This window comes from Kocuria sp. SM24M-10, assembly GCF_001027955.1.
In the GTDB taxonomy this organism is placed as follows: domain Bacteria; phylum Actinomycetota; class Actinomycetes; order Actinomycetales; family Micrococcaceae; genus Kocuria; species Kocuria oceani.
On sequence record NZ_LDNX01000020.1, the window covers coordinates 1 to 15642 of the forward strand.

The following is a 15642-nucleotide window of genomic DNA, read 5'->3' on the forward strand; positions in this document are numbered from 1 at the left end:
ACACCGGGCGGCTGCGCTTCACCACCAGCTCGGCCGTCTCGAAGTCGGTGACGATCAGCGGCACGCCCGCCTCCAGCTGGCGGGCGTAGACCCGGCGCATCACGGCCTCCGCGGCCGGCTCCTCCGCGCCCAGCACCATCCGGTCCGGTGTCAGGGTGTCCTCCACGGCGTAGCCCTCGCGCAGGAACTCCGGGTTCCAGACCAGGGACACGTCCACCCCGTCTCGCGCCGAGGCCTTCGCCAGATCCGCCAGCCGCCGGGCCGAGCCGACCGGGACCGTGGACTTGCCGGCGATCACGCAGTCGCGCGTGGCGGCCGCGGCGATCGAGCCGACGGCGGCGTCCACGTAGCGCATGTCCGCCGCGAAGGACCCGGGCCGCTGGGGCGTGCCGACGCCGACGAAGTGCACGTCGCCGAAGGCCCCGGCCTCCTCGTAGCTGGTGGTGAAGCGCAGCCGCCCGGTGTCCACGTGCTTGCGCAGCAGCTCGCCCAGTCCTGGTTCGTGGAAGGGCAGCTCCCCGCGGGACAGGGCCTCGACCTTCGCCGGGTCCACGTCCACGCCCAGGACCTCGAAGCCCATCTCCGCCATCGACGCGGCGTGCGTGGCCCCCAGGTAGCCCGTGCCCAGAACCGTGATCTTCATGGACGTCCTCCGTCTCTCCCGGGCCGCCGGGCCCGTGCTCGTTGTTGCCTGTCGCATCTTGTCAGGGCCGGGGCGCACAGCGGCGCACCTGCTCAGCGCGGCGCGCCGGGCGGCGGCGCGGATGTGAGCGCCGTCTCGGCGAACCACGTGGTGGTCTCCCCGTGCCGCTTCTGCTCGAAGCGGCGCAGTCCGGACGGCCACTCCGGCTCGGGCGAGCGCGAGGAGCGCTCGACCACGACCACCCCGCCCTCGCCCAGCCGGCCCACCAGTGCCGCCAGCACGGCGCTCAGCTCGCGTTCGCCCAGCGGGTAGGGCGGGTCGGCGAGCACCAGGTCCCAGGGGCCCGCCGCGGGATCGGCCAGGTAGGCGGCGACGGCGCCCTGGTGGACCGCGACGACGTCGTCGCGGCCCAGCGCCCGGTGCACCACGGCCGTGTTGGCCCGGCAGACCCGGACGGCGGGCGGATGGCGCTCCACCAGGGTGACGGCGGCCGCGCCCCGGCTGGCGGCCTCGCAGCCCAGCGCCCCGGACCCGGCGAACAGGTCCAGGACCCGGGCCTCGTGGAGCATGCCCCAGGCCTCGAGGCGGGCGAAGAGCGACTCCTTGACCCGGTCGGTGGTGGGGCGGGTGCCCTGGCCCGGCACGGACTGCAGGCGCAGTCCCCCGGCGGCCCCGGCGATGATCCTGCTCATGGTCGTGCTCCTCCCGTCCTCGGCCGCACCGGGCTCAGCCCCGGTCCAGGAACGCCTCGGCGTCCGGGTCGAGGTAGCGTTCGATGGCCTCGGCGAGCTCGGGGTGCTCGTCGAGCCCGGGGTCCTCGCCGAGGAGGGTGACGGCGTCCCGGCGGGCGCGCTCGATCAGCTCGGCGTCGTCGAGCGCGCGCAGCAGCCGCAGGGTCGACCGCCCTCCCGACTGCGCCGCGCCGAGGATGTCCCCCTCGCGGCGCAGCTCCAGGTCGGCCCGGGCGAGCGCGAAGCCGTCCGTGGTGCCGGCCACGACCTCGATGCGCTCCCGCGAGGGGTGCTCGGCGGGGCGCCGGGTGACCAGCAGGCACGTCCCGGCGTGCCCGCCCCGCCCGATCCGGCCGCGCAGCTGGTGCAGCTGGGAGATGCCGAACCGGTCGGCGTCCACGATGATCATCAGTGTGGCGTTGGGGACGTCCACCCCCACCTCGACCACGGTGGTGCAGACCAGCAGCTGCACCGCCCCGGACGCGAAGTCCTCCATGAGGCGGGCCTTCTGCACGGGGTCGAGCCGGCCGTGGAGCACCTCGGCGCGCACGCCGTCCAGGACGGGCTGCCGGGCGATCAGCTCGGCCAGCCAGGCCACGGAGGCCATCGGCGCCTCGGCCTCCTCCTCCTCGGCGGCGGCCGCCCGGGCGGACTCGGCCAGGGAGCCGGTGGGCGGGGCCTCGTCGTCGTCCCCGATCTTGGGCGCGACCACGTAGACCTGCCGGCCCGCGTCGATCTCCTCGCGGGCGCGGCGCCACAGGCGCTGCTCCCAGGCGGGGTGCTCCACGAGCCCCACCGTGTGGGTCGCGATGGGCTGCCGCCCGGCCGGCAGCTGGTCCAGCACGGAGACGTCGAGGTCGCCGAAGACGGTCATGGCCACGGTGCGCGGGATGGGGGTCGCGGTCATCACGAGCAGGTGCGGGGGACGGCCGGCCTTGTCCCGGAGCCGGTCGCGCTGCTCCACGCCGAACCGGTGCTGCTCGTCGACGACGACGAGCCCGAGGTCGGCGAACTGGACGACCTCGGAGAGCAGGGCGTGGGTGCCGATGACGATCCCGGCCTCCCCGGAGGCGATCCGCAGCAGCGCCCGCTTGCGCGCGGCCGCACTCATCGACCCGGTGAGCAGCACGACCTGCGTGCCGTCGGGGTCCCCGCCCAGTTCCCCGCCCCGGGCGAGGGGGCCGAGGGAGCGCAGCACGGAGCCGTGGTGCTGTCCGGCGAGCACCTCGGTGGGCGCGAGCAGCGCGGCCTGGGCGCCCGAGTCGACGACCTGGAGCATGGCGCGCAGCGCCACGAGCGTCTTCCCGGCGCCGACGTCGCCCTGCAGCAGCCGGTTCATGGGGTGGGTCCCGGCCAGCTCCGCCGCGAGCTCCTCCCCCACGGCGCGCTGCCCGGCGGTGAGCTCGAAGGGCAGGGCGGCGTCGAACTTCGCCAGGAGCCCGTCCGGGGTGCCGGGGCGGGCGGTGGTCGGGTGGGCCGCGAGCTCGGCCCGGCGGCGGGCGAGCGCGCACTGGAGCAGGAAGGCCTCCTGGTAGCGGAACCGGCGGCGGGCCTCGCCGTGGGCCCGCGTGTCCCGGGGCCGGTGCACCTGCCAGTACGCCTCCTCGAGGCCCATCAGCCCCTCCCGCTCGCGGATGCCCTCCGGCAGCGGGTCCGGGACCGCCGCGAAGTCCACGACCGGCAGCAGGGAGTGCACGGCGCGGGCGATCTTGTCCGTGGTGAGCTTGGCGGTGGCCGGGTAGATGGGGATGGGGCGTCCGGCCCGTTCCTCCGCGCTCTCCCCGGCCTCGGGGGCGTCCGGGTCCAGGATGGCGTAGTGCGGGTTGGTCATGGTGACGGCGCCGTTGTACAGGCCGACCTTCCCGGAGAACAGGGCGTGCGTGCCCGGGGGCAGGTCCCTGGCCGCGGTCCAGGCGTTGAAGAAGCTCAGCCGCATCGTGCGGCCGGAGGCGGGGTCCGTCTCCTCGAACAGGAGGCGGGGGTCCGAGGAGACGCGGTCGGTGATCACCACGTCCGTGATCGACCCGCGGCGGGAGCGCATCTGGCGGGTGGAGGCGGAGACGACCTCGGCCACGATGGTGACCTGCTGGTCGATGCGCAGCTCCGAGAAGGGAGTGAGCTCGCCCCGGGGCATGTACCGGCGGGGGAAGTGGTCGAGCAGCTGCCCGATCGTGCTCACGGAGAGCTGCCTCGCCAGCTGATCGGCCGTGGCGCGGCCCAGCAGCCGCGCGAGCGGCTGGTCGAGCTCGGGGACCGGGGCGGGGAACGCCCCGCCGGTGTGGGACCGGGCCATCTCAGGCGCACCTCATCCGTCCGCTTCCGAGAGGGAGGTCACCGTGAGGTTGACGGCCTCGCCTCGGGCGCCGATCACCGCGAGCGCCTCCTCGGTGCGCTCCACGTGCACGTGCACGCGCCACCGGTAGCCGTCCCCGGCCTCGGAGACCGCGCTCATGATCACGCTGCTGCCCACCTCGCTGAGCTCGTGCCGCAGCTCCGCGGCGTCCAGCGGGGACAGCTCGACGGTGCACATGACCTCCACGCCGCCGTGCACGGTGTGCGGGGCGGCGTGGACGCCCGCGGCCCGGGCGGCGGCGTCGTCGATCAGCTGGTCGAGGCCGGCCTCGTCCCCGGCGTCGTCCCCGCCCACCGTGCGGGCGAGCGCGTCGAGGACGACGAGCATGCCCAGCGCCCCGGCGTCGACCGTGCCGGTCTCCCGCAGGATCTCGAGCTGCTCGGGGGTGGCCAGGACGGCGGCGCGGGCGGCCTCGCCCACCTGGGCCAGGAAGTCCTTCAGCTGCTGGTTCGACCCGTCCCCCACGTCCTGCGGGACGGGGACGGCCGCGGCCGCCTCCAGCACCGAGAGCATGGTGCCGGCCACCGGGTCGGAGAGCACGCTCCAGGCCCGCACGTGGCCCGCGTGCAGGGCCACGCGCACGGACTCGGCGCTCATCCGGGTCTGTCCCTCGAGGGACTGGCCCACCGCCGTGAGGAACACGGAGAACAGGGTCCCGGAGTTGCCGCGGGCCTCCTCCAGGGCGGCCTGGCCGGCCAGGGCGAGCAGCTCCCCCACGTCGCCGGTCTCCAGCACGCCGGCCGCCTCGGCGGCGGCGCGCACGGTGGTCGCCAGGTTGGTCCCGGTGTCCGAGTCGGCGACCGGGAAGACGTTGAGGGCGTTGAGCACGGGACTGTGCCGCACGAGATCGCGGTGGGCCAGGTCGAGCCACCGCCGCATGACGGCCGTGTTCGATCCGATCCTATGGTTCAAAGTGATCCCATCCTTCACCGACCGGGTGCCCGAGGGCGAGGTGCGGCGCCCGTCCGTCGAGCAGCACCCGGGGGCGGGTGCCGTCGTGCCCCGGGGGCGCGGGCGCACACGAGCCTATCGCACGGAAGGCTCCGGGCAGGGGGGCGCCCTGGGGAAAGACGGCCAGCAGGCCGTGGTCCTCCCCGCCGGTGAGCACCCAGTCGCGGGGGTCCGCCCCGACCAGCCGGGCGGCCGGCTCCAGGGGTTCGGCGAGGGCGGCCACGGCCGCGCCGTCGAGGTCCACCACGACACCGCTGGCGGCCGCGACCCGCCCGGCGTCCCGGAGCAGGCCGTCCGAGAGGTCGATCATGGCCGTGGCGCCGGCGCGGGCGGCGTCCGGGCCGGCCGGCACGGGGGCGCACGGGCGCAGCTGCGCCGCCGCGAGCTCGTCCAGCAGCTCGTCCCGCCCGGCCCGGTAGCGGGGGTCCTCCAGCAGGGCCACCCCGGCGGCCGCGCGGCCGGTCGTGCCGGCCAGGGCGAGCACGCCTCCCTCCCGGGCCCCTGCACGGCGCACCGGGGCCCGGCCCTCGAGGTCGCCGGTCACCGTCGCCGTGACCGACAGCTCCCGCCCGGCCCCGAGGTCCCCGCCGACCACGGCGCAGCGCTGCGCCCCCATGGCCGCGCACCCGGCGGCGAGACCGCGGGCGAAGTCCTCGGGCCAGGACACGGGGGTGGCCGGGGGCAGGGTGAGCGAGACGACGAGGGCCGAGGGGACGGCGCCCATCGCGGCCACGTCGGCGAGGTTCTGCGCGGCGCACTTGACGCCGGTGTCGTAGCCGGTGGTGAGCACGCCGCTGGGCCAGGCGAGGCGGAAGTCCTGGTCCTGGACCTGGGTGTCCGTGGTGATCACGTACCGGCCGTCCGGGGCCGCGACCACGGCGCAGTCGTCCCCGGGACCGAGCAGCACCTGGGCGGCCGGCCGGGTGAGCAGCGGCAGCACCCGCGCCAGCAGCTCCGCCTCCGAGAGCTCCCCGACCGTCGGCTCCGCCGGGGGCGGCGCGTGGCGTGCAGGGGGATCCGCTGGGGGTCGGCTCATGGCGCTCATCCTAACGACGGGCCCGGACGCGGGAACGTCCCCGGCCACGGATTACGCTGGTGGCATGCCCCTGCTCCCCCCGCCCCGTCCTGCCCGCGCCCTTCTGACGGCGGGCGCCCTGGCCGCGGTCCTCACGGGCTGCACCCCGGCCGTCACCGTGGACCCCGCCGAGAACGCCGCCGACCCCGGGTGCGCCCCGGCGATGCTCGCCATGCCGGAGACCATCGGCGAGCACGGGCAGCGGGAGACCACCAGCCAGGCCACCACGGCCTACGGCGAGCCCACGGCGGTGGTCGTCCGCTGCGGGGTGACGCCCCCCGGCCCGACCACGGACCCGTGCTCCTCCGTGAACGACGTCGACTGGCTGATCCGTCAGGGCGGCGCGGACGGCGAGGAAGGGGACACGTGGACCGCCACCACGTACGGCCGCGACCCCGCGGTGGAGGTCGTGTTCGACAGCACCGCCGTGGCCTCCTCGACGCTGCTCGTGGAGCTGGGCTCCGCGGTGGAGCAGATCCCCGCCGACCGCCAGTGCCTCGACCTGCAGGACGCCGCCGAGGGGTTGTGACCCCCACCTGCCATCGGTGCGGGCCCGCCGCCGGACGGTGGCGCCGGCGAACGGTGCGGCCCGCGGCGGAGTGTGACGGGCGGGGCGCGGCGACGGTTCCTCCGCGTGGCCGGGCTCACTATCGTGGGTGGCCCGGCCCGGCCGGGGACCGTCCGCACGGACCGCAGCGGTGCCCGTCCGGCACCTCGAGAGCACAGGAGGACGAGCCGTGACGACCGCACGAGAGATCATGAGCCCCGGCGCGGAGTGCATCGGGGAGAACCAGAGCCTCGAGGAGGCCGCCCGGAAGATGAAGGACCTCGACGTGGGCGCGCTGCCCATCTGCGGGGAGGACGACCGGCTCAAGGGCGTGCTCACCGACCGAGACATCGTGGTGCGGTGCCTGGCGCTCGGCACCGACCCCCGCCAGGTGAAGGCCGGGCAGCTGGCCCAGGGGAAGCCGGTCACGATCGGCGCCGACGACAGCGTGGAGGAGGCCCTCGACACCATGCAGGAGCACCAGGTGCGCCGTCTGCCGGTGATCGACGGGCACGCCCTGGTGGGCATGATCAGCCAGGCCGACATCGCCCGGTCCCTGCCCGAGGACCGCGTGGGCGAGCTCGTCGAGCTGATCTCCTTCGACTGAGCCCCGGGCACGGACCGCCCGGCACGGCCGCGCCGGGCGGTTTGTGCCCGCGACCCCTGGGCGGGCTACCATCGGTGCCTTCCCCGGCACCGGCCGCGGGGAACGGGAATAGGCCCGTTCCCCGCCGGGTTGTGGCGTGGACACCTCAACGACCGCACCATCCACAGGAGGAGATCACCCGTGGCCACCGATTACGACGAGCCCCGCGTCAAGCCCGAGGACGAACCCGCCAACGAGTCCCTCGAGGTGATCCAGGCCCAGCGCAGCGCCACGAGCCAGAGCCCGGCGATCGACGTCGACGACGCGGACACGGCGGAGGGCATCGACCTGCCCGGCGCGGACCTGTCCCAGGAGGAGCTGCTGATCCAGGTGGTGCCCGAGCAGGAGGACGAGTTCACCTGCATGTCCTGCTTCCTGGTCCGCCACCGCAGCCAGCTCGCCCGCGAGAAGGACGGCGCGAAGTACTGCCTGGAGTGCGAGAGCTGACCCGTCGGGTGGGCCCGCTGCGGATCACTCCTGGCGCAGGGAGGCGATGGGGGCGTTCGACCGCCCGCACGGCGGCGACCACGATGTCCGTGACGACCTCGACGATCGGTGCGATCCCGCTCGCTTCGGAGGAGACCAAGGGTCGGCGGGCGACCCGGGAAGGCAGCTTTCGGCCCGCAGGGTGACGACGGCACAGGCGTCGGACCCGCGACGGCGTCTACGGCCGGACGGGCCGTTCCGAACCGGCGCTCGGCCGTCGGGCCCGTAGCTCTCGCTCCCCCGAGGCCCTCCGCGGCGGAGGCGTGGTCGACGTGTCCTCCCCCACCTGCCGGGAGCGCGATGCCGTCGCGGGCCGCGGCCGGCGGGGGTCTCGACCACCAGTGGCAAGCCCATGACGTCGACGGGGACGCACGCTGCCGCTTCGGAGCACACCACCCGGGTCACGGGGCAAGACCACGACGACCCCGCGCCGCCGTTCGACGAACTCAGCGGCCCCACCTCGTTCCGTGAACGGCCCCAGGTGGGGCCGGTCGCCGAACGGCTCACCCCGAGCAGTCAGCGCAGGCCGACCGGGCGCTCCATGGCCAGGCCGAGCAGCTCGTCGATCAGCCGCGCGTAGGCCAGCCCGGACGCCGCCCACATCCGCGGGTACATGGAGATCGGGGTGAAGCCGGGCATGGTGTTGACCTCGTTGATGACGACCCGGCCGTCCGGGGTGTAGAAGAAGTCGGCACGGCACAGGCCCTCGCCGTCGAGCGCCTCGAAGGCGGTCACGGCTCCGGCGCGGATGGCGTCGGTCGCCTCCTGCGGCAGGTCCGCGGGGCAGCTGAGCCTCGCGGACGCCTGGGAGACGTACTTGGCCTCGAAGTCGTAGAAGGCGTGCTCGTCGACGATCTCGATCTCCCCGGGCATCGAGGTGCGGGCCGGGTCCGTGCCGCGGCCCTGGAGCACGGCGCACTCGATCTCCCGGCCCACGATGCCGGCCTCGACCACGAGCTTGCGGTCGTGCTCGCGGGCGGTCTCGATCGCCGCGTCCAGCTCCTCGGGCCGATCCACCTTGGTGATCCCGAAGGAGGAGCCCGCCCGGGCCGGCTTGACGAACACGGGGAAGCCCAGCGCGGCGACCCGCTCGCGCACGCCGGCCGGGTCGAGCGCCCACTGGCGGTCGGTGACCACGGTGTAGGGGCCCACCTCCATCCCGGCCGCCTCGAAGGCCAGTTTCATGAAGTGCTTGTCCATGCCCACCGCGGAGGCGGTCACCCCGCAGCCGACGTAGCGCAGGTCCGCGAGTTCGAGGAGCCCCTGCAGGGTGCCGTCCTCGCCGAAGGGCCCGTGCAGCAGGGGCAGTACCACGTCGATGTGGCGGTCGCGGGTCACGGTCTCCCCGCAGGAGCCGGCCTGCCGGACGATCAGCTCGTTCTCCCCGACCTTCAGGGGCAGGCTCACGAGGTCCTCCCCCACCGGCAGCTCGGCGATGGGGTTCTTGTCCAGCAGCCGTTCCAGCTCCTCCTGGGGGCAGAGGAACCACTCGCCGGAGGTGGAGATGCCGACCGTCACCACGTCCCACTTCTCCCGGTCGATGGCCCGCAGCACGCCGCGGGCCGTGATGAGGGAGATGGAGTGCTCGCTGGAGCGTCCGCCGAAGAGCACGGCGACGCAGGGGCGGGGGGTCATGGGGTGGTCCCTTCGGATTTGATCTCGCGGCCCAGCAGCAGCGGGGCCAGGTCGTCGACGGTGAGGTCCTCGCGCAGGATGGACACGACGGCCTCGGTGATGGGCATGTCGACGCCGTGCCGGCGGGCCAGGGCCAGCACGGCAGGTGCGGATTTGATCCCCTCGGCCGTCTGGGTCATCTCCTCCTGCACCTCGGCGAGGCTCGCGCCGAGCCCCAGGAGCCGGCCCGCCGTGCGGTTGCGGGACAGCGGCGACGAGCAGGTCGCCACGAGGTCGCCCATCCCGGCCAGGCCGGAGAGCGTCTCGAGCCGGCCGCCGAGGGCGAGGGCGAGGCGGGTGGTCTCGGCCAGCCCGCGGGTGATGATGGAGGCCTTCGAGTTCTCCCCGAAGTGGCGCCCGTCGGCGATCCCCACGGACAGGGCGATGACGTTCTTGACCACCCCGCCGATCTCGGTGCCCACCACGTCGGTGTTCGTGTACGGGCGGAAGTAGCGGGTCCGGCAGGCGTGCGCCACCCAGGTGGCCAGCTCCGTGGTGGAGGCCGCGACGACGGAGGCGGTGGGCTGCTCCTCGGCGATCTCCATGGCCAGGTTCGGCCCGGAGAGCACGCAGGTGCGCTCCCGCCAGTGCTCGGCGTCCCGGTCCGTGTCCCGGCCGAGCTCCTCGGCGACCACCTCGCTCATCCGCAGCCCGGTGTCCCGCTCGAGCCCCTTCGCGAGGGAGAGCAGCACCGCCTCCGGGTCGAGGTGCGGGGCCGCGGCGGCCAGCTGCGCGCGCAGCGCCTGGGCGGGCACCGCGAGGACCACGAGGTCGGCCCCGTGCAGGGCGGCGGCGAGGTCGCCGGTGGCCTGCAGGAGCCCGGGCAGCCGGATGCCGGGCACGTAGCGGTCGTTGACGTGGGTGCGGGCCACGTGGCCCATGGCCTCCGCGTCGCGCCCCCAGAGCACGACGGTGCGGGCCGGCGGCTCGTGCCGGGCGTGCGCGGCGGCCCGGGCGCTGTCGGCCAGGACCTTGGCGAAGGTGGTGCCCCAGGACCCGGCGCCCAGCACGGCGATCTTCCGGGGGCCCTCGGCGGTGCCGGACAGGACGGGCGGGAGCGGGACGGGCAGGGGCCGGGCGGGGCCGGAGGGCGAGCTCACAGGCGGCCTCCTCGGCGGCGGTCCCAGAGGGCGGACGGGCCGTCGACCCCGCGCAGCGCCGCGAGCTCGCCGGTCACGGCCCGCATGATCGCGTCGGTGGCGTCCTCCAGCCGGGCGGCGTGGCGCCCCACGGGGTGCGTCAGGTCCGGGACGTCGTCGCGCCACGGGGTGAGGTCGACGGGCGGGCCGATCCGCACGCGCACGGGCTTGCGCGGGAACAGGCTGACGGTCGGCCGGCCGGTGGACGGTGCTCGGCCGAGGACCTCCTGGTCGCCCCAGTGCGCCAGCGGGATCACCGGGACGCCGGTGGCCAGGGCGAGCCGGGCGGCGCCCGTGTGCCCGGTCATGGGCCACTGGTCGGGGTCGCGGGTGAGGGTGCCCTCGGGATAGATCACGACCGCCCCGCCGGAGGCCAGCTCCGCGCGGGCGGCGGTGAGCGCGGCCGCGGCGTCGGGGGTGCCGCGCAGGACGGGGACCTGCCCGGTGGCCCGCAGCACGGCGCCGACCACGGGGGCGCGGAACAACGACTCCTTGGCGAGGAACCGGGGCATGATGCCGTTGTCGTAGAGCGTGATCGCCACCGTCAGCGGGTCGAGCTCGGTGAGGTGGTTGGGCACCACGATGAACCCGCCCTCGGCGGGCAGGTGCTCCGCCCCGGTCCAGCGCAGCCGCGCCACCAGCCGGTAGGCCGGCTTGACGACCCCCGCCAGCACTCGGAACAGGCGGCGGTTCGAGGTGCGGCTCATCGACGGGCCCGGCTCACTCGCCGTCGAGCTCGAACGACGCCCCGAGCCCCGTCAGCTTGTCGGTGAAGTGCTCGTAGCCGCGCTTGATGAGCTCGACGCCCGTCACGTGGGAGACCCCGTCGGCGGCCATCGCCGCGATCAGGTGGGAGAAGCCTCCGCGCAGGTCCGGGATGTTGATCTGGGCGGCCCGCAGCGGGGTGGGCCCGGAGATCACGGCCGAGTGGACGAAGTTGCGCTGCCCGAACCGGCACGGGACGGACCCCAGGCACTCGCGGTGCAGCTGAATGGTGGCCCCCATCCGGTTCAGGGCGCCGGTGAAGCCGAAACGGTTCTCGTAGACGGTCTCGTGCACGATGGACACCCCCTTGGCCTGGGTGAGGGCGACCACGAGCGGCTGCTGCCAGTCGGTCATGAAGCCGGGGTGGACGTCGGTCTCCACGATGAGCGGGTTGAGGTCCCCGCCGGGGTGGTAGAAGCGGATCCCGTCCTCGGTGATGTCGAGGCCGCCGCCGATCTTCCGGAAGGTGTTGAGGAAGGTCATCATGTCGGACTGCCGGGCCCCGGCCACGAAGATGTCGCCGCCCGTGGCGAGTGCGGCCGAGCCCCAGGAGGCTGCCTCGATCCGGTCGGGCATGGCCCGGTGACGGTAGCCGGTGAGCTCGGGGACGCCCTCGATCCGGATCACCCGGTCCGTCTGCACCGTGATGATGGCGCCCATCTTCTGCAGGATCGCGATCAGGTCCATGATCTCGGGCTCGGTCGCCGCGCCCCGCAGCTCGGTGTGGCCGTCGGCGCGGGTGGCGGTGAGCAGCACCTGCTCGGTGGCGCCGACCGAGGGGTAGGGCAGCTCGACCTTGGCGCCGTGCAGCCCGTGCGGGGCGCTCATCCGGATCCCCGACTCGAGCTTCTCGACCCGGGCCCCGAAGTGGCGCAGCACGTCGAGGTGGTAGTTGATGGGCCGGTCGCCGATCTTGCACCCGCCGAGGTCGGGGATGAACGCCTCGCCGATCGCGTGCAGGAGGGGGCCGCACAGCAGGATCGGGATGCGGGAGTCCCCCGCGTGCGCGTCGATGTCCGCGTGCCGGGCCGTGGTCACGTTGGACGGGTCGAGGGAGAGCCGGCCGTCCTCGCGCCCCACCTCCACCCCGTGCAGGGACAGCAGGTTGGTGACGACCTGGACGTCCTTGATCTCCGGCACGTTCGCCAGGACGGACGGCGTGGACCCCAGGAGGGCGGCCACCATGGCCTTGGGGACGAGATTCTTGGCACCTCGCACGGTGACCTGGCCGGACAGGGGAACTCCGCCCGTGATGTGCAGTGCGCTGCTCATGAACTTCCGATCTGCTGTTGCCGGGCCACTCCCGAGCGGGAGCGGCACCCGTACAGTGTAGGTTCCCCGGAGAGCGGCCTCGCACAGGCGGGGGTCGTGCGTGTCCGGGACAGCGCGCGGCCCGGCGGGGCCGTGGAGGGTTCCGCCGGGGCCGGGCAGGGGGCGCCGGCTCAGGTGCGGGCAGGCAGCGTGGTGGGCTTGAACGCGGGCCGGCGGGCCTCGTAGGCGGTGATGGCGTCCTCGTCCTGGAGGGTCAGCCCGATGTCGTCCAGGCCCTCCATGAGCCGCCAGCGCGTGTAGTCGTCGATGACGAAGGGCACGGTCACGGTGTCGCAGCTCACGGTGCGCGCCTCGAGGTCGACCTCGACCGGGGTGCCGGGGTGCTCCTCGATCAGCTTCCACAGCAGCTCGACGTCGGACTGGTCGACCTGGGCGGCGAGCAGTCCCTGCTTGCCGGAGTTGCCGCGGAAGATGTCGGCGAAGCGCGAGGAGATCACCACCCGGAATCCGTAGTCGCGCAGCGCCCACACGGCGTGCTCGCGCGAGGAGCCGGTGCCGAAGTCCGGGCCGGCCACCAGCACGGAGCCGCGCCGGTAGGGCTCCCGGTTGAGCACGAAGTCCTCGTTCTTGCGCCAGGCGGCGAACAGGGCGTCCTCGAAGCCGGTCTTGGTGATCCGCTTGAGGTAGACGGCGGGGATGATCTGGTCGGTGTCCACGTTGGACTGCTTCAGCGGGACGCCGACGCCCCGGTGCGTGCTGAACTTCTCCATGGGAGGGCCTTCCTGGGCTGCGGGTCGGGGGCTCACGCGCCGGCCGACGCGAGGTCGGTCGGGGCGGCGGCGGGCTCGAGGTCGGACGGGGAGGAGAGGGTGCCGCGCACCGCGGTGGCCGCGGCCACGACGGGTGAGACGAGGTGGGTGCGCCCGCCCTTGCCCTGGCGGCCCTCGAAGTTGCGGTTCGACGTCGAGGCGCACCGCTCGCCCGGGGCCAGCTGGTCCGGGTTCATGCCCAGGCACATCGAGCAGCCGGCGAAGCGCCAGTCCGCCCCGAACTGCTTGAACACCTGGTCCAGGCCCTCGGCCTCGGCCTGCAGCCGCACCTTCGCGGAGCCGGGCACCACCATCATCCGCACGTTCCCGGCCTTGGTCCGGCCCTTGACGATCTCCGCGGCGGCCCGCAGGTCCTCGATCCGGGAGTTCGTGCAGGAGCCCAGGAACACGGTGTCCACCGGGATCTCCTTCATGGGCGTGCCGGCGGTCAGGCCCATGTACTCCAGGGCCCGGCGCGCGTTGGCCTTGTCGTTCTCGTCCCCGACGTCCTCGGGGTCGGGCACGGCCGCCGAGAGCGGGACGCCCTGCCCGGGGTTGGTGCCCCAGGTGACGAAGGGCTCGAGCTCGTCCGCGTCGAGGAACACCTCGGCGTCGAAGACGGCGTCCTCGTCGGTGCGCAGGGTCCGCCAGTACTCCACGGCGGCGTCCCAGTCGGCCCCCTCGGGGGCGTGCGGGCGGCCCTGGACGTAGTCGAAGGTCGTCTCGTCCGGGGCGATCATGCCGGCCCGCGCCCCGGCCTCGATGGACATGTTGCAGATCGTCATCCGCGCCTCCATGGACAGGGTGCGGATCGCGGAGCCGCGGTACTCCAGGACGTAGCCCTGCCCGCCGCCGGTGCCGATCCGGGCGATGACGGCCAGGATGATGTCCTTGGCCGAGACCCCGGGGCGCAGGGTGCCCTCGACCGTGATCGCCATCGTCCGGAACGGCGCCAGGGGCAGGGTCTGGGTCGCCATGACGTGCTCGACCTCGGAGGTGCCGATGCCGAAGGCCAGCGCGCCGAACGCGCCGTGGGTGGAGGTGTGGGAGTCGCCGCAGACCACGGTCGTCCCGGGCTGGGTGAGCCCCAGCTGGGGCCCCACCACGTGCACGATCCCCTGCTCCGCGTCGCCGAGCGGGTGCAGCCGCACGCCGAACTCGGCGCAGTTGGCGCGCAGCGTCTCGATCTGCTTGCGGGAGGTGTCGTCGGCGATGCGGGAGAAGATGTCCTGCGTGGGCGTGTTGTGGTCCTCGGTGGCGATCGTCAGGTCCGGGCGGCGCAGCGGCCGGCCGGCCAGCCGCAGCCCCTCGAAGGCCTGCGGGGAGGTCACCTCGTGCAGCAGGTGCAGGTCGATGTAGAGCAGGTCCGGCCGGCCGTCCTCGCCCTGGCGCACGAGGTGGTCCGCCCAGACCTTCTCGGCCAGGGTGCGCCCGCCCGCGCGCCCGGAGGCCGGAGCGGAGGTCGTGGAGGGGGTGGAGGACTGGTAGTCCGGCATGGCGGATCCTTCCGTGCTGCCTGTGCGTGGCCGCCTGTGTGTGGCTGACTGTGCGGGGTCGTGACTCCATGGTCGCGGGCGGCCTCGCGGAGTGGCCAGCTTTCCGGCTTGCTTCTCACATTTTGAGACGTCAGTATCAGAACATGGACACATCTGGACATCTGGACCCGTCCGGCGCGCCCTTGGGCAGCCCGCTGGGCGGGCAGGGCACGGGCGAGGCCCTGCTGCTCAGCTCGGCCGCCGCCCCCAGCGGCGTGGGCGTCGTGGACAAGGCGTCCATGATCCTCGACGCCCTGGAGGCGGGACCGGCGACCCTCGCCCAGCTGGTGAGCGCCACCGGTCTGGCGCGGCCCACCGTGCACCGGCTCGCCGTGGCCCTGGCCCACCACCGGTTCGTGGGCCGGGACATGCAGGGCCGCTTCGTGCTCGGGTCCCGGCTCGTGGAGCTGGCCTCCGCCGCCGGCGAGGACCGGCTGATCGCCGCCGCCGGCCCCGTGCTCGTCAACCTGCGCGACGCGACCGGGGAGTCCGCGCAGATCTTCCGCCGGCAGGGCGACTGGCGCGTGTGCGTGGCCTCGGCCGAGCGGCCGATCGGGCTGCGGGACACGATCCCCGTGGGCACGCAGCTGTCGATGAAGGCGGGGTCGGCCGCGCAGGTGCTCGTCGCGTGGGAGGACCACGACCGGCTGCTCGAGGGCCTGCGCCACGCACGGTTCTCCGCCACGGTGCTCGCCGGGGTGCGCCGCCGGGGCTGGGCCCAGTCGCTGGGCGAGCGCGAGCCGGGCATCGCCTCCGTGTCCGCGCCCGTGCGGGGGCCCTCCGGCCGCGTGATCGCGGCGGTGTCGATCTCCGGGCCGATCGAGCGGCTCACCCGCCAGCCCGGACGCCTGCACGCGGAGGTCGTGGTGCAGGCCGCCCGCCAGCTCACCGAGGCGGTGCGGGCCGCCGCGCACTAGACCCGCCGGACGCCGCAGCGGGCCCGGCCCGAGTGCTGCGCCCGGCGGCGCGCAGGAGCGCGCCCGGTGCCGTCGGGTGGTGCCCGCACCCGCGGGTGC

General features: G+C 74.4%; 15 protein-coding genes. 4 read left to right on the forward strand and 11 right to left on the reverse strand.

Features of this window, described 5'->3' with window-relative positions:
- From ABL57_RS02285 to thiL, 5 genes are all read right to left on the reverse strand, one after another.
- Window positions 1-643 (reverse strand): nucleotide sugar dehydrogenase (locus tag ABL57_RS02285; RefSeq protein ID WP_152683250.1); only part of this gene is annotated, 643 nt, incomplete at its 3' end.
- A 92-nt stretch (window positions 644-735) separates the two neighbouring features.
- Window positions 736-1335, reverse strand: coding sequence for a 16S rRNA (guanine(966)-N(2))-methyltransferase RsmD (gene rsmD / locus ABL57_RS02290; protein WP_047801829.1), 600 nt, complete (start codon window positions 1333-1335; stop codon window positions 736-738).
- Window positions 1336-1369: 34 nt separating this feature from the next.
- Window positions 1370-3667, reverse strand: coding sequence for an ATP-dependent DNA helicase RecG (locus ABL57_RS02295; RefSeq protein WP_047801830.1), 2298 nt, complete (start codon window positions 3665-3667; stop codon window positions 1370-1372).
- 12 nt (window positions 3668-3679) lie between these two features.
- Complete coding sequence (locus ABL57_RS02300) at window positions 3680-4639, reverse strand: DAK2 domain-containing protein (RefSeq protein ID WP_371212455.1); 960 nt, start codon at window positions 4637-4639, stop codon at window positions 3680-3682.
- Window positions 4629-5714, reverse strand: coding sequence for a thiamine-phosphate kinase (thiL, locus tag ABL57_RS02305; RefSeq protein WP_047801832.1), 1086 nt, complete (start codon window positions 5712-5714; stop codon window positions 4629-4631). The genes ABL57_RS02300 and thiL overlap by 11 nt, the downstream gene beginning before the upstream one ends.
- 64 nt (window positions 5715-5778) lie before the next feature.
- Between thiL and ABL57_RS02310 the strand changes: the two genes are divergently transcribed.
- The 3 genes from ABL57_RS02310 to ABL57_RS02320 all read left to right on the forward strand — a co-directional run bounded on the left by ABL57_RS02310 (window position 5779) and on the right by ABL57_RS02320 (window position 7393).
- The gene (locus ABL57_RS02310; RefSeq protein WP_047801833.1) at window positions 5779-6282 is read left to right on the forward strand and encodes a DUF3515 domain-containing protein; all 504 of its coding nucleotides are present in this window, start codon (window positions 5779-5781) and stop codon (window positions 6280-6282) included.
- 208 nt (window positions 6283-6490) lie between these two features.
- Window positions 6491-6907, forward strand: coding sequence for a CBS domain-containing protein (locus tag ABL57_RS02315; RefSeq protein ID WP_047801834.1), 417 nt, complete (start codon window positions 6491-6493; stop codon window positions 6905-6907).
- A gap of 180 nt (window positions 6908-7087) precedes the next feature.
- Window positions 7088-7393, forward strand: a complete 306-nt coding sequence (locus tag ABL57_RS02320; protein WP_047801835.1) for a DUF4193 domain-containing protein — start codon at window positions 7088-7090, stop codon at window positions 7391-7393.
- Between the two features lie 555 nt (window positions 7394-7948).
- On the opposite strand, the gene ABL57_RS02325 is transcribed toward ABL57_RS02320, so the two are convergent.
- The 6 genes from ABL57_RS02325 to leuC all read right to left on the reverse strand — a co-directional run bounded on the left by ABL57_RS02325 (window position 7949) and on the right by leuC (window position 14587).
- Complete coding sequence (locus tag ABL57_RS02325) at window positions 7949-9067, reverse strand: D-alanine--D-alanine ligase family protein (RefSeq protein WP_047801836.1); 1119 nt, start codon at window positions 9065-9067, stop codon at window positions 7949-7951.
- Entirely contained in the window at window positions 9064-10152 is a 1089-nt protein-coding gene (locus ABL57_RS02330) for an NAD(P)H-dependent glycerol-3-phosphate dehydrogenase (RefSeq protein ID WP_082157168.1), read from the reverse strand. Before ABL57_RS02330 ends, ABL57_RS02325 begins: the two co-directional genes overlap by 4 nt.
- Window positions 10153-10202: 50 nt before the next feature.
- Window positions 10203-10952 (reverse strand): 1-acyl-sn-glycerol-3-phosphate acyltransferase, encoded by a 750-nt coding sequence (locus ABL57_RS02335; protein ID WP_047801837.1) that lies wholly within the window; start codon window positions 10950-10952, stop codon window positions 10203-10205.
- A 13-nt stretch (window positions 10953-10965) separates the two neighbouring features.
- Window positions 10966-12282: a UDP-N-acetylglucosamine 1-carboxyvinyltransferase gene (gene murA, locus ABL57_RS02340; protein ID WP_047801838.1), complete on the reverse strand. Its 1317-nt coding sequence runs from the start codon at window positions 12280-12282 to the stop codon at window positions 10966-10968.
- 170 nt (window positions 12283-12452) lie between these two features.
- Complete coding sequence (leuD, locus tag ABL57_RS02345) at window positions 12453-13052, reverse strand: 3-isopropylmalate dehydratase small subunit (protein WP_047801839.1); 600 nt, start codon at window positions 13050-13052, stop codon at window positions 12453-12455.
- A gap of 32 nt (window positions 13053-13084) precedes the next feature.
- On the reverse strand, window positions 13085-14587 hold the full coding sequence (gene leuC / locus ABL57_RS02350; protein WP_238985953.1) for a 3-isopropylmalate dehydratase large subunit: 1503 nt from the start codon (window positions 14585-14587) through the stop codon (window positions 13085-13087).
- Window positions 14588-14730: 143 nt separating this feature from the next.
- On the opposite strand from leuC, the gene ABL57_RS02355 reads away from it, so the two are divergent.
- The gene (locus ABL57_RS02355) at window positions 14731-15543 is read left to right on the forward strand and encodes an IclR family transcriptional regulator (protein WP_255396145.1); all 813 of its coding nucleotides are present in this window, start codon (window positions 14731-14733) and stop codon (window positions 15541-15543) included.
- Window positions 15544-15642 lie beyond the last annotated feature (99 nt).